General features: G+C 32.4%; 12 protein-coding genes. All 12 read right to left on the bottom strand.

Annotated features, from left to right (window positions below; all coding sequences use genetic code 11):
- Positions 1-109: 109 nt before the first annotated feature.
- Complete coding sequence (locus ACY2RU_RS00060) at positions 110-622, bottom strand: hypothetical protein (protein WP_490136355.1); 513 nt, start codon at positions 620-622, stop codon at positions 110-112.
- 153 nt (positions 623-775) lie between these two features.
- Positions 776-1,054 carry a hypothetical protein gene (locus ACY2RU_RS00055; protein WP_490136354.1) on the bottom strand — a complete coding sequence of 93 codons (279 nt, stop codon included), beginning with the start codon at positions 1,052-1,054 and terminating at the stop codon, positions 776-778.
- Entirely contained in the window at positions 1,023-1,856 is an 834-nt protein-coding gene (locus ACY2RU_RS00050; RefSeq protein ID WP_490136353.1) for a DKNYY domain-containing protein, read from the bottom strand. The genes ACY2RU_RS00055 and ACY2RU_RS00050 overlap by 32 nt, the downstream gene beginning before the upstream one ends.
- Before the next feature lie 404 nt (positions 1,857-2,260).
- Complete coding sequence (locus ACY2RU_RS00045) at positions 2,261-3,604, bottom strand: hypothetical protein (protein ID WP_490136352.1); 1,344 nt, start codon at positions 3,602-3,604, stop codon at positions 2,261-2,263.
- Between the two features lie 163 nt (positions 3,605-3,767).
- A complete protein-coding gene (locus ACY2RU_RS00040) occupies positions 3,768-4,616 on the bottom strand; it encodes an SDR family oxidoreductase (protein WP_490136351.1) in 849 nt (282 codons plus the stop codon).
- A gap of 22 nt (positions 4,617-4,638) precedes the next feature.
- Entirely contained in the window at positions 4,639-5,433 is a 795-nt protein-coding gene (locus tag ACY2RU_RS00035) for an alpha/beta fold hydrolase (RefSeq protein WP_490136350.1), read from the bottom strand.
- 402 nt (positions 5,434-5,835) lie between these two features.
- The gene (locus ACY2RU_RS00030) at positions 5,836-6,984 is read right to left on the bottom strand and encodes a ligand-binding sensor domain-containing protein (protein WP_490136349.1); all 1,149 of its coding nucleotides are present in this window, start codon (positions 6,982-6,984) and stop codon (positions 5,836-5,838) included.
- Positions 6,985-7,276: 292 nt separating this feature from the next.
- Positions 7,277-8,773, bottom strand: a complete 1,497-nt coding sequence (locus ACY2RU_RS00025; RefSeq protein ID WP_490136348.1) for a S41 family peptidase — start codon at positions 8,771-8,773, stop codon at positions 7,277-7,279.
- Between the two features lie 246 nt (positions 8,774-9,019).
- Positions 9,020-9,319, bottom strand: coding sequence for a hypothetical protein (locus ACY2RU_RS00020; RefSeq protein ID WP_490136347.1), 300 nt, complete (start codon positions 9,317-9,319; stop codon positions 9,020-9,022).
- A gap of 168 nt (positions 9,320-9,487) precedes the next feature.
- Positions 9,488-10,750 carry a serine hydrolase domain-containing protein gene (locus ACY2RU_RS00015; RefSeq protein ID WP_490137452.1) on the bottom strand — a complete coding sequence of 421 codons (1,263 nt, stop codon included), beginning with the start codon at positions 10,748-10,750 and terminating at the stop codon, positions 9,488-9,490.
- Between the two features lie 232 nt (positions 10,751-10,982).
- Positions 10,983-11,903 carry a hypothetical protein gene (locus tag ACY2RU_RS00010; RefSeq protein ID WP_490136346.1) on the bottom strand — a complete coding sequence of 307 codons (921 nt, stop codon included), beginning with the start codon at positions 11,901-11,903 and terminating at the stop codon, positions 10,983-10,985.
- Positions 11,904-12,143: 240 nt separating this feature from the next.
- Positions 12,144-13,367 carry an alpha/beta hydrolase-fold protein gene (locus ACY2RU_RS00005; RefSeq protein WP_490136345.1) on the bottom strand — a complete coding sequence of 408 codons (1,224 nt, stop codon included), beginning with the start codon at positions 13,365-13,367 and terminating at the stop codon, positions 12,144-12,146.
- Positions 13,368-13,580: the final 213 nt, after the last annotated feature.

Here is a 13,580-nt window from a genome sequence, read left to right as displayed (position 1 = left end):
AGCCGTCTCCAGCTTTTATCTGAAATAAATATGCAGTTTTTAAATGGTGTGATTTTCAATTCAATGAGTCAACTATGCTATTGGCTTTATACGGTGTTATGCACAGGATTTAATTATCTGGCGTATTCCAAACAAACCCAATATGCCATGTTTTCTTGTGATCATCATCAGTATTGTATTCCCACAAAACTAAAATTCCAGGAAAATCAGTCGAAACATACCATTTAGCATTTTTCCTAGACAAGTCAACATTTTCTCGTGTTTCAACGAAGTTAAATTCTTCCAATTCCTTTTTGAACTCAGAAACCATTTTATCGTTTCTTGTTAAAAATGAAGAATTTAAGGAGCCATCTTTTGAAACTGAAAAGTTTACTCGTATTCCTTTCGATCCTATTATATTAGTTCCACATTTAAAGTGAGTGTAATAAGTAAAAGTTGGCATTTCTTTTTCATCATTAAAACAAAACCCATATGGTTTAATAAATTCAGAAAATTTAGATGGATTGTCGCAAGTTTTAGTTGCATCTAAAATGGTTTTGAACTTAAGAGTTTGGTTTTGTGAAGAGCAATTTATGGATGCTACTATCAGAAATAATAGAATTATGTAATTGAGTTTTTTCATTTTCTATTGTGCCTAACGTATTTATATATGGTTAGTTGCGTGGTTAAGCACCTAATTTAGCAAATAAAAACTGAATAGAAAATCTGCGAGAATTTTCGTAAGTAGAGTAGAGCTAGCAATAAATTAGATACGGTGCGCTAGTTGACATATTTATTATTTAATAAAATTAAAAATCTGATTCCAAGTGCTATCATTAGGAAATTCATATACGTCGTTATGGCCAGTTGTATTGATTTCCATATATTTTTTTTTACTTCCCACATTTTTTGCCAAAGCTTCGCTCATATAAATCGGAATTGCTTTATCTTTTTTACTATGAATTATGTACAAAGGTGATTTAATATGCTTTACGCTTTTCAATCCATTCCAAACATTTGGATAGTCAGCAATATTTTCTTTTTCAACCACATTTTTTTCTTTTCCCTTTTTCATATCTGTATTTAGAGTCTCTTCCATATCCAATTTCATCTATCACTTCAAACCTAAAATTCTCCAGATCTCTGGTCTTAATTATCTTAATACCAAAAGGCTCGTTTACAAAATAGGCATATTGGTCATCCTTAGCATAGTAATGGATATCACATTCTAAATAATATGGGGCATCCTCACCTATGCATTCTTCTAAGAATTGAAAAGTTGCAGGATTTGCTCCTTCTACTAGTTTACTTTTAAAATATAGATGGTCTTTATCTTTAAAAAGTGTTTCCACTTTTGGGTGAACTTGTTCAAAAGTATTCACATCACAAGTCATTTTTATGGTATGACCATAATATATGGCATTTCCTACTCTTTGGAAGCATTGATTAATTGGCGTCATTTCAGAAAGTGAATAAGGTAGTTTAGAATCATGCCAATAATCGAATTCCCCAGAAGTTGAGTAGCCGTTATCAATATCTATAATGCGAAAATTGTTTGGACTTACCTCTGGTAAGATTGTAAAACCACACATGGAACTTTTTAGATATACAGCGTTTTTATCTTTAAAATAAATGGTTCCTTCGGTTTCATTTGCTTCAATTATACTAAAGCTAGCAATATCAATCTTGTTCAGATGTTGCTCAAAACAAGTGTTGAGATAAAAATAAATCCAATCTTTATTTTTTGAATATCCGTGTCCTAAATGTACCCAGTCGTGATCGTAATCTTTCCCTCTAAAAATTTCAAACTCTTTGCCTGATTTATCTTTTACAAGTTGTCGATCCCATAATATATCTAAGATTATTAAATCGTCCATTTTAAATTTTTATAAATGTGGTTTTAAAAGCTTATTTGTTTAAATGCTGTTCTGAAATTACAGGAAGTAATAATGGGTGTTTTTAGTTTTAGTAAAATAAATAATCTGGAATATATAGTGAGCCAACGGCTAAAAAAGTAGAAATTAAAAGCAGGATTATAATAATTTTGGCTTCTCTAACTTTAACTTTTTTCTTAATTCTTATCCCTTGTATTATTAAAAGTGTAAATAAACACTATGATACCACTAACCAAAAAGAATGTATACTTTGCAAAGTCATGATATCCTCTAAATCCAGTACTAAGTTCCGATTTTAGAATCAAAAAAAGTATAATTCCGATTGGAATATAAGCTAGAAAAATTGTTTTGTAGTTTGTTTTTTTTAAATTATTGCTAACGTTATTCTATTGTTCACTACACCAAGAAAGAATTTTCGGATATAAATCTATAATTTTTTCAATGGGTAATTTATTTTTATATAATTCAATCATTTTTTGATTAAATTCTTTAAATTTTATAAACCCTCTTCGTTCAGTCATTTGCAACTCTACTTGATTATTGATAAATTCAAAATTTTCGATTTTATAATTATCAAGCGCATATAGTGCAAATATCGACCAAGTCATATATTCATTGAATACCAAATACGAATTTCCATAACTGTTTATAGCATCTTCTGTAGTCCATTTAGAAAGATCATTCAGGCTACTATTGATTTCATTCTGATATTTGTCGGATATTGGATTTACGTAGTTATGGTCGATTTCTGTAAACACAACCCTTGTCATTAACCCTTCTATAATTTCTTCGTCATATTTTGTGCTTTCAGTTGGTCCACAAATGAACATCACGGTTTGTTTAAAATTATTCTGTATAAAATTATTAGTTGAATGACCTCCTTCTACTAAAGGTGAAAAAGTAATTCTATAATTATCGTACTTAAAGTCAAATTGTTGTTCCAACCAATCCCATTGTTTTTTAATTGGCATTTGTTTTTCAATTTTTGCAATAAGATTAGAGTAGTATTTTCTATGTTCTTGGTAGAATTTTCTAAATTTTATTTTATTCCCAAAATTTTCTATTTCTGAAATAAAAGGTTCAATTTGATTTGCACCATTCCAACTTAGTCTTTTGTAGACTGAATCTTTTTTTATCTTATTTTCATCAAAATAAAATCCACATGCATCCATTTTTAACCTTGAATAATAACCTTGTTTTAATAAAGTATCTAATTTAAGTACTATAGGTTCGTTTTTATATTCTGAAAATTCATTCAAAATTTCTTCGTAGTATTCTGTACGATGGTTTACCATGTTTTTGTTATTCATTCCAGTAGGTGTTAAAGCAAAAATAAGATGAACTAATTCTTGAACTTCTGGAATTTCAAAACTGTATTTTCCAATATTTTTCTGAATGTATTTATTATTAAAATCAAAATGAGGTATTGTGTTGATTTGAGTCCAACACGTATCTTTTTTATTTAATAAAATAATAAAGTCATATTTTTTTTTAGGCTTTACAATAAATGAAATAGAATCTAAATCTGTATAAAATGTTACTCTTTTGGATTTTACGACATCAGTATGATAAATATCTGGCTTAACTTCTGGAGCTAATGACCATCCACCTTCTTTCCAAATTTCCCCATCTCTAACATTAACTAAGTTTGAGGTAGCTTCAATAAAAGGCGTTTGGGAAGAACCGGCAGTATTGATTATTAATAACACTATAACTATGTATTTTTTCATAGAAGTTTGTCTTTAATGTTTGCCAACGTGCTTGTGTATGGTTAGTTGTGTGGTTAAGCAACTAATTTAGCAAAAATGCAACGAACCAGCGGACATTCCGACGGAATTTCCAACTAGGCTAGAACTAAGCAATTAAATATACGTTGTTCCTAACTGGCTTTGCTTATTCACTTCTAAATGCTTCAATCAGCTCTATTGGTGTTTTGTGTGGCCGCCCTACAGCTGTTTCAAAATCTGATGTCACATCATTTGCTCCACTAAGAATCCCTTCGTAAATGCCAGCTATTATTGTTCCCATAAAATCTCCCAATTCTTTTTTTCTTTCTGTTGCATAGTCTTCAACTGAAATCGAATTAAAAACAAGGTTGGTGTTATAAACCTGATTTATATAATTAGCAAGTTGGGTTTGGGTAATAGGTTCGCCTACAAGGTTGTAAACTTGTCCATTATGTTTTTCTTCTATTAGTATTTTGGCATACGCAACTCCTAATTCTTGTCTGCTGGTGTAGCTGCATTTGCCATCGGTTGCACAATTTCTAATTTCGCCTTCTTTTATATACGTATCTATGTATTCTAAGTCTGGCTCAATGTATATTCCGTTTCTTCCTATTACCCAATCAAGACCTGAATTTTGGATATCTTTTTCAGTTTGTCGGTTGGATTGTACCACAGGACTGAAGGCGTTTTTTTCTTCGTCACCAACAATACTCGTATAAACTATTTTTTTTACCCCGTTGCTTTTTGCAGCTTCAATAACATTTCTGTGTTGCTGAATTCTTTTTTGAGGTTCAGCCATGCCCGAAACCAAAAGAACAGCATCAATGCCTTGTAAAGCTTTGTCAAAATCTGGACGATTATCGTAATCACCTTTTCTAATTTCAATACCCAGATGTTTTGCGTTTTCAGGTGTGCGTGCTATGCCTACGACATTGTTTAGACCGATTTCTCTTATCAGCTCTTTTACGATTGCTGACCCTAACTGCCCACTTGCAGATGTTACTGCTATTTTCATAATTTTAGTTATTTGTGAATGTTTAGTTACCCACTTTAATTTGATTGATGAGCTCAATTAAATATGGAATGATAAGGTTGGTATTTCTATAAGAAATCTCGTGCCCTTTTTCTGAAATGGAAATCACTTCTATATTCTGAAATTTTTCTTTACTATAATGTATGTTTTCATAAGGTACAATAGCATCGACATCTCCGTGAAAATGTAGAATGGGAACAGTAAGGTATTTCCAATCTTCTTCCATCAATGTAAGTTCCTTTGCGTGAACCGATTTTTCATCGCCTGCGACACGGTAAGCTGTTGGAACTAACCATCTCGTTAATTTCCATTGTGTAAATCGCGATGCCCATATATTCTTCTCATTATTTGGGTCTATGGCCGGTGAAATCATTACTACCGCTTTTACGTTTGTGTTCAAAACACCAACTCTTGCTGCTATTGGACCGCCAAATGATGAGCCAATTGCAACGACATTTTTTAAATTCCTATCGTTGATAATAGCACTTATTATTTGAGATTGTTCATCAATGGATGTCATTGCTCTACCAAAATTTGAATAGCCATAACCTGGTCTATCAACAGCATACATATTTACATTTGCTATAAGTGTAGAATCTTTAAGGTATTCTTCCCAAGTTGAAAGTGAACTTGGTGCTCCATGAATGAATACGAGATTCACATTTTTATTATCAGACTCAATTTTTTGAATTCTGATTTTTAAATCAAGGCTATCAACTTCAAAATAAGAAATTTCACTCTCGATCTCTAAATCATTAAACTTTTTTTGAATTTCTCCGTCAAACTTGCGCCATTGCACGACCGTACAAGAAGTGCAGCCTAAACAAATTCGGTCAATTCAGTTTTATTTGAATTGGACTGACAACTAAAAAATGAGCTAGAAACAATTACTAGAGGTAATATTATAATTCTCAATGTTCTTTTCATAATTGGATTTTTTAATGTGTGCCAACGGTATTGTATATGAAAAGTGCATCTTTTCGGAGACGGATTTTTCAGCCGTGATTATTTGTATTTAGTAGGGGAGAACTCAAAGTTAGCTAAATTTGACGTATTTTTTATATACGTTGTTAGCGGCTGCCATATTTTTTCTATTCAGAAAATGTTGTGACATTTTCCCAACGTATTTGCTTAAACTTGTGTTTCTAGCCCCGAGCAAAGGTTCCCATCGTTATCTTCAACAAAACAAAATACACCATTATTACTTAGACGCTTTCTCCGAAAAATCAGTAAAGGTTTTTCCATCGAAACGATACAAACCTGTATTGTTTGTTCCTACCCAGATATTTCCTGCTTTATCCGCTACCATAGACCAAACCTGATAATCTTCTAACCCATCTTGAGTAAAATTTGTACAGGATTTCCCATCATAACGCCATATACCTCCTGAACCTCCAAACCTACTCATCTTTCCAGTGAACCAAATATTACCTGCTTTATCTTCTAATATTGGACCAAATCCAACTTTTCCTTCAAGACAAATTTTTCCAGCTTTCTCTTCTACAATTGGACTAAATCCAATATTCTCTGTAAAATCTGTAAAAGTTTTTCCATCATAACGAAAATAACCGTGATTTCTTCCCGAGAACCAAATGTTTCCCGCTTTGTCTTCTAAAATATATGGTACCCAAGCATCACCATTTGGTTTATAGCTGGTTATGAATTTTCCATCGTAACGGCAAACACCTTCTCCGCCTCCCATTCCCGAACAGAACCAGATATTTCCGTTTTTATCTTCTAACATTCGCTCAACCGATTTAAGTTGTAGACCATTTTTATTTACAATGCTCTCATTATTTAGAAAAGCAGAAAACAAGTTCTCTTTATAAATAAAAACTCCTTTATTAGTACCAAACCAAAGGGTTCCATTTTTACTCTGCATTATAGCCCCTACTGTAACTCTTGAATTTGAATTATTAGTTATAGTAGTATTTGAATTTGGTATTTCCAAAGGAACAGTAACTATCTCTTTCCCATCAAACTTAAATAAACCATCACTAGTACCAAACCAAATATTTCCAATAGTATCTTCTAAAATTGACCAAACAGAATTATTACTTTGATCATTTTTTAAAATAAATTGAGTGAACAATTTACCATCATAGCGATAAACACCTTCCCCAGTCGTGCCAAACCAAAGGTTTCCTTGTTTATCTTTAAGACTACAGTGTACATTATCACCAAAGCGAGAACCTTGTGTTTTTAAAAGTTTAGGTGTTCCAATAGTAATTGTATCTGTGTTTTTTAAATCATCTGTTGATTTAGTTTTGTCCTGACCATTACAAGAATTAAAAAATACTAGGAGTAGTAAACTATATATAATTTGTCTATTAAAAAGAAATTTAATCATAGTTTCATTTTAGTTATTATCTCTTTAATTATACGTTGATTTACTTTGGTAAACGTCATTGATGGTTGCCGCTAACGTGTTTGTATATGACCAGTGACAGTTCTTGGCTCGCTGTGGCTCAAACAATTTTGCGGAGCAAAAGCGGGAAGCCGTGTCGCGGCGTGCGATTCAGCAGCCACGGCGAAGCCGTTTGCGAGTTTATTTGGAAATAAATATAGTGTTTTTAAAAATGACGAAATGTTAGATTTGTTTAAAAGTAGCCATTGGCTTTATTCGTTGTTAGGCACAGTTTTTATTCCGCTTTTATTATTTCTAAAAGTCTATTTAATTGATAATCTTCTTTCATAAAAATCTGGTTTAAATTTCGCTCAATAATGATGTCAGGTTCCGTTCCAATTCCGTCTAATATTTTACCGTTTTTTTGAAAAGACACCATTGTGCTTATTTTTCCACGAAGTTCAGAATTTGGCAATTCAAACCGTTCGCTATTTCCGCTTGAACCATCTGTATTAACTCCAACAATTTTTATATTTGGCAGTCCTTTTAAGGTTGAAACAAGCACAGAAGTAGCACTAAAACTTTTCTCATTGGCCAAAATATAAATTGGCTTATCGTAATGATATTTATCTTTAGATAATTTTCGACCATTGAAAATGTAATAATAATATTCGCTAAATCTTATACTATCCAATTTATACATTGGTTCAAAAGAACTCATAAACTTATCGACTGCCTGTTGTTCTATAATGTCTAATTCATCTCTCGAAAATAAATAGCGATTGTTTAAACGTTGTTTTAAATCCTCATCTAATGGCAAAATTCCTCTCTGTTTTGTTGCGTTTACGACATAAACAGAATTAGGGTCAACAAAATATCCAGCTAATTCATTGATCAAATCACGACTTCCGCCACCATTATCCCTAACGTCAATAATCAAGGCGTCAGTTTCTTTTGCTTTCATCATAAAATCATTTAGCAATTCAAAAAATACTGGACTTTCCTCTTGGTCTAACATAGAATATATTTGTACATACCCAATATTATTAGTGACGGAAAAAAATTGCTCTAAAATCTTTTTATCGTTGAGTTTTTCATCATCATAGTAGAAATAAAAGTCTTTTTTATGAAATTGTTCGTCCCACAAATATCCTTTATCATCATCCGAAACTAATGTTATTTTTAATTCCTTTTCAATTCCGTTTTCATTTTCAAGTGTTATTGGAAGCGGATTTGGTAATTCCATTTTTAAAATACTAAAAATGGTCTCAATATCTCTTAAATCTCTAACTGTATTAATTAGATAAGATTTTTTTGGGGCAAGCTGGTCGTGAGGACGTATTTTCTGTAATATTTTCTCTATTGGTGTATTATTTATTGATTTTAAGAAAGGAAATTCCGAATTATGAAAACTATATTTTCTATTAGCTTTATCATAGTCAAGAACTAATACCTTTTCATTATGAGGTGCAAAGGATAATGGAAAATAAAGTGTTTCTGGTAAATCATAATCTTTTATGTAAGAATGTCTGTCGCCAATTTTTCCAATTGTTTTAGATAAGAACAATCCAAAATCAGATTGACTAATTTTTTTGTCAGCTATTTGGTTCAAATATTCGTCAAAATCTTTTCTGTAATCAAATCCATTTAAACCTTGATAAGAGGATTTTTTTTGAAGAATTTCGTCAAGTATAGCCAAATCTTTCTCTATTTGCTTTTTGGTCAAATATTGATTTTGTGCATTGCAAAAAACCGTAAAGATTGATAATAAAATGATGATGTAAATTTTCATTGACGATTGTTTTTTTAATTGTGCCTAACGTGTTTGTATATGACCAGTGGCGGACCTTGGCAAACTGTGGCTCAAACAGTTTTGCGGAGCAAAAGCTGGCAGCCGCGTTGCGGCGTGTGATTCAGCAGCTACGGCGAAGCCGTTTGCGAGTTTATTCGGAAATAAATATAGTGTTTTTAAAAATGACGAAATGTTAGATTTGTTTAAAAGTAGCCATTGGCTTTATACGTTGTTGTAAGTAGTTTGTTAATTTATTATGTTCTTGTAGCAATAGTATACGAATCCACCAGTCAGAATTATTGATATAACTATTATAATTAAATCTTTTCTTTTTTGAATATTTCCTTTTTCACGAATTTTGTGTTTAATGTCTTCAAGCTTCTTTGGATTTACAGATTCAAACCTAATTTTCTCGCTTGAAACCGGAGTTGAAGTCAAGCGATTACGTTTTAATTTGTCATCCTGACGTTTTAATTTTTTACGACGTAGCTCTTTAGCCCTTTCATTGTGAGCGTTTAATCTTCCATATGATCCATCTAACGGCATATTTTGCAAATTACTTACAACGGTTAGTATATGAAAAGAAGGCGATTTCGAAGCACGAAACTTTCGGTTAAGCACAAACTTTGATAAGAGCCAAAAACCTTGAATTTAGCATTAATTCGCCTATTTTTTATATACATTGTTATGCTCTGTTTTAATTCAGTTCTTCTATTAATTAAAAAGGTTTGATTTAGAAACCTGTCTTGAAATATCATCTAATTCGTTATAAACTCCATCATCATCGGCAGTTCCAAAAAAGGCTATCACTAAATTGCGAGAAGGAGAAATGTAAAGACCTTGTCCGCTAAATCCACCTTTATAAAAATCTCCGTCTTCCATTACTTTGTCCCATTGATAGGTATTGTGACGAACAACTTCTTTATCAAGAGTGTAATTTTCAGAACCGTATGCAGTTACCAAGTGAGGACGACCTTGCTTTTGAATTTTATCAAAATATTCATTTGAAACGAAAGCATTTTCAGTTGAACGACCTTCGTTCAGAAACATATAGCCAAATCGAGCTAAATCTCGAAGTGTAGAATTAATTCCTGCATGAGAAATGCTAGTGCCATTTGTTTGAGTAATAAATGCATCAGATTCCGCACCGATTTTTCGCCAAATTTCACGTTCAATATTTTTTGCATAAGAAAGACCTGTGATTCTCTCTATGAGGCAAGAGAGAACGAATGTGTTTACTGAAGTATATTCAAATACCTCTCCAGAGGTTTTTGCAGATGATAAGGTCTTAATGTGCTCAAAAGCATTGTCTGCGGTTTTTTCTGTTCGTTTTAGAAATCCAAGAGCTGCTTCAAATTGATAGTAACAAGTTTCAGGGTTTTCAAAAGCACCATCAACCCATTCACGACAATCAATTCCTGAAGCCATATCGAGAATGTCAATAACAGGAACGTTTTTCCATCCAGACCCTTTAAGTTCAGGTAGATAATGTTCTATCGGTTTTGTCACATCAAGTTGTTTTCTGTCTTCCAAAATTGCTATAAGAGTTGAAGCAAACACTTTAGATACTGACCAGTAAAGATGCCTGTCGTTTGGAAACATTCTTGGGTAGGCTTCATATACAATACGGTCTCCTTGCAATATTATCATACCATCCACTTTCTCGCTAGTTTTGACATAGTTGTGAAGTGTCATTTGTCCTAATTCAGAAGTAACAACAAACTCCTCGATTTCTTTGCGGTAATCTTCTTTCAGGCTTTTAATATTTCCTTCTCTGTTGATAATGGCGTGAGTCCAAAATTCAGGCATATTTAAAAATATATAACGAGATATTTCACCTCCATCATCCCAATTATCCAAATTCCATTGCTTAAATACGGATTGAATTTCCTTATTTGAAAAACCATCATAAGTTTGAGCAAATAAATTTGAATATGGAACAATTAATAAAAGAAGTAATAGTCTGTAATAGTACATTTTTTTCAAGGATGTTCGGTTTTTTGTATAATGCCAGTGGCGATTTTTGGCTCGCTGTGGCTCAATCAAATTTGCGGTAGCAAATGTTGGCAGCGGCGTCGACGCGTGCGACTCGGAAGCCACGGCGAAGCTGTTTACTGGTTTATTCGGAATTAAAGATAGGATTTTTTGTAATGACAGGCTAGGGGAGTTCACAAAACTCGCCATTGGCCTTATACGGTGTTGGCTACAGTTATTTGTATTTCCAATTAGTTAGGATATCAGCAATTTCTTTACCAACATCTTTTTCCAATTTAATCACTAATTCAGAGTCACTAAGTAATTCTGTTTTACTCAAATCAGTTTGAATTAAAAAATCTTTAAGTTTTATTAAAATCGTATCACTTTGTGAATCAATTATCGATTTGGAGTTCTGATAAAGTTGCATTTGAAACCATTCGTAATTAGGTGGAGCTAGTTTTTGCACATACTTTTCTTCAAAATCTTGTAGCGTTTTAAATTCAGCCATTCTATCTCCAGATTGAATTACGAATTCAGGATACGTATTCATCAAATTATAACAGGAATTGCATTTTTTTTTTATAAACGCATACATACTCATAGTCGCAAATAACTCCTGCAACCATTTTCTTTGTGGTTTGGTTCCTTCTTTGAAATGATAAAGATGTGCTAATTCGTGGATAGATAGTGTCTCTCTATAAAAAAGATCAAGATCTATTTTTTCACCATACACAGTTTTTAAAGAAGTCAAATATTGTTCCGGTAGTTTTGATAGTATAGCTTCCACTTCAAATGAAACTATAGATTTTTCCAGCCCGAGAATTACATTCCCATTGCCAGCTTGAGGTAGACCAGGTGGGGGAAAGTATGCATGATTATTCCAAAGATTGTTTTCTACGAATAACACTGCAAAATCTAAATCTGTTTGAAACAATTTATCAAAGTAAAACTTAGCATTATTTAAATTTTTTAGTGTTTCAGTTGGCGCCTCGATTGAATCATTCGAAACAAATGTTTTAAACGAATTTTCACCAGTTATTTCAATTAGTCCATTGTGGATTGAAGTATCAATCCAAGAGTTTTGCGCCTTTATTTGTGATGATAAACATCCAATAAAAATCGCGATCAGAGATGTAATGGTTAGTTTTTTCATGGTCTTTTATAATTATAGCCAACGTGTTTGTATATGACCAGTGGCGGACCTTGGCTAGCTGTGGCTCAAACAGTTTTGCGGAGCAAAAGCTGGCAGCGGCGTCGACGCGTGAGATTCAGCAGCCACGGCGAAGCCGTCTGGTGATGTATTCGGAAATAAAGATAGTTAATTATTTGTAAGACTTTCAATTCATTACCAATCTTAGCCATTGGTTATATACATTGTTAGAGGCAGTTTTTATTACTGTTCTAATTCCTTTAGTTTAGTTTGAGCTTCTTGATTTGCATCTATTCCCACTGCTTTTTTATAGTATTTGATTGCTTCTGATTTATTTTTTTGAGATAAAAAGTAATTCCCCAATGCAACATAACTTTTTGATTCATTAGGATAGAAATCAGCATTCAGTTCTAAATATGCTAAAGCTTTTTTAGGAAGATTATGTCCATCCAACATAAAGAACCCAACTTGATTTAGTAATTCCCAATCAGGTTTTACTTCACGTTTCATTCGAATGCTCAATTCTTTATAGTGGGTTTTAAAAGGTTCTGTTAATTCTTTGGCGGAATATTCTTTTGGTGTGTTAAAACGCCACATTTCTGGGAATGGAAACCAAGAGAAAATCGACCGCAATCCATTATACTGGGCTGGAACAACAATGCTTCCGTGGTCTTCATTCTCAAAGTATTCCCATTTAAAATTAATATCTTTATTATTTTTCACTAATAGGTCGTGAAACTTTAAATTGGCTCTAATCTGTTCAGTAGGAACTGTTTTGTCTTTTCTAACTTTAACCGTGTCCATTGCTTTGCCAATACTATTAGCCACAGCTATATATAATGACTTTTCTTTTCGATTTCCTTTATTTAGTAGTTCTTGAGTTTCTTTAACCAAATTTTCTTTGTCCCACCAAAGGCTTGGGTCAATTGCCAAATAATTATCAAAAGAATTTTCGTGATGTAAGTATGAATAAAGTACAAAAAGACCTCCTGTAGAATGACCAATAATGGTATTGTTGTTTTCGGTAGGGTATTTATTGTTGATATACGGTTTTAATTCTTGATTTATGAATTTTAAAAAATTACTGGCACCTCCAGAAGTTTCCGATTCGTGTCCGCGTTGAAAAGGAACATTGGTATTCGTAAAATCTCTTGTTCTATCCGTATTGGTAATGCCAACTATTATAGATTGAGGAATTTTGAAAGGCGTTAGTTGCTTTTGCATTCCAGTAATAACATAAAATTGTTGAGATGCGTCCAATACATAAATAACTGGATATTTTTTAGTGCTATTAAAGTCCTCAGGTGTATGTATCCAAATTTCTCTTTGCTCTTTTAGTATTTTGGAATATAAGCTATCAACTTTCCCAACTACTATTTGCTTTTTGCTATTTTGATTAAATTGTGCTATTCCTTTGAAACATAGGAACAAGGTAATTATGGTTATTACAATTTTAGATTTTCTCATTTATTTGGTAAGGTTTTAGTTTGTAATTATTTCTTTTGGATAATTGACAACATCAAAAATAATTCCAGACTTGTCCTTTTTACCTGTCGTGTTTTGTATTATACTGAAATAGGTTGACCTTTTTCGGGTTCATTTTTCGTTATTTAAAAGGTCAAAAGTTCTACATTTTCTTTGTTCATTTTGTAGGAACGATAAGCTACATTTTGATTTGAA

The organism is Ulvibacter sp. 2305UL32-6, from assembly GCF_058148545.1.
This window is presented reverse-complemented; position numbering and strand designations above follow the sequence as displayed.

Bases quoted from the DNA above. Each gene is read 5' to 3' on its own strand.
- ACY2RU_RS00060 (WP_490136355.1), bottom strand. From the start codon at position 622: ATGAAAAAACTCAATTACATAATTCTATTATTTCTGATAGTAGCATCC.
- ACY2RU_RS00055 (WP_490136354.1), bottom strand. From the start codon at position 1,054: ATGAAAAAGGGAAAAGAAAAAAATGTGGTTGAAAAAGAAAATATTGCT.
- ACY2RU_RS00050 (WP_490136353.1), bottom strand. From the start codon at position 1,856: ATGGACGATTTAATAATCTTAGATATATTATGGGATCGACAACTTGTA.
- ACY2RU_RS00045 (WP_490136352.1), bottom strand. From the start codon at position 3,604: ATGAAAAAATACATAGTTATAGTGTTATTAATAATCAATACTGCCGGT.
- ACY2RU_RS00040 (WP_490136351.1), bottom strand. From the start codon at position 4,616: ATGAAAATAGCAGTAACATCTGCAAGTGGGCAGTTAGGGTCAGCAATC.
- ACY2RU_RS00030 (WP_490136349.1), bottom strand. From the start codon at position 6,984: ATGATTAAATTTCTTTTTAATAGACAAATTATATATAGTTTACTACTC.
- ACY2RU_RS00025 (WP_490136348.1), bottom strand. From the start codon at position 8,773: ATGAAAATTTACATCATCATTTTATTATCAATCTTTACGGTTTTTTGC.
- ACY2RU_RS00020 (WP_490136347.1), bottom strand. From the start codon at position 9,319: ATGCCGTTAGATGGATCATATGGAAGATTAAACGCTCACAATGAAAGG.
- ACY2RU_RS00015 (WP_490137452.1), bottom strand. From the start codon at position 10,750: ATGTACTATTACAGACTATTACTTCTTTTATTAATTGTTCCATATTCA.
- ACY2RU_RS00010 (WP_490136346.1), bottom strand. From the start codon at position 11,903: ATGAAAAAACTAACCATTACATCTCTGATCGCGATTTTTATTGGATGT.
- ACY2RU_RS00005 (WP_490136345.1), bottom strand. From the start codon at position 13,367: ATGAGAAAATCTAAAATTGTAATAACCATAATTACCTTGTTCCTATGT.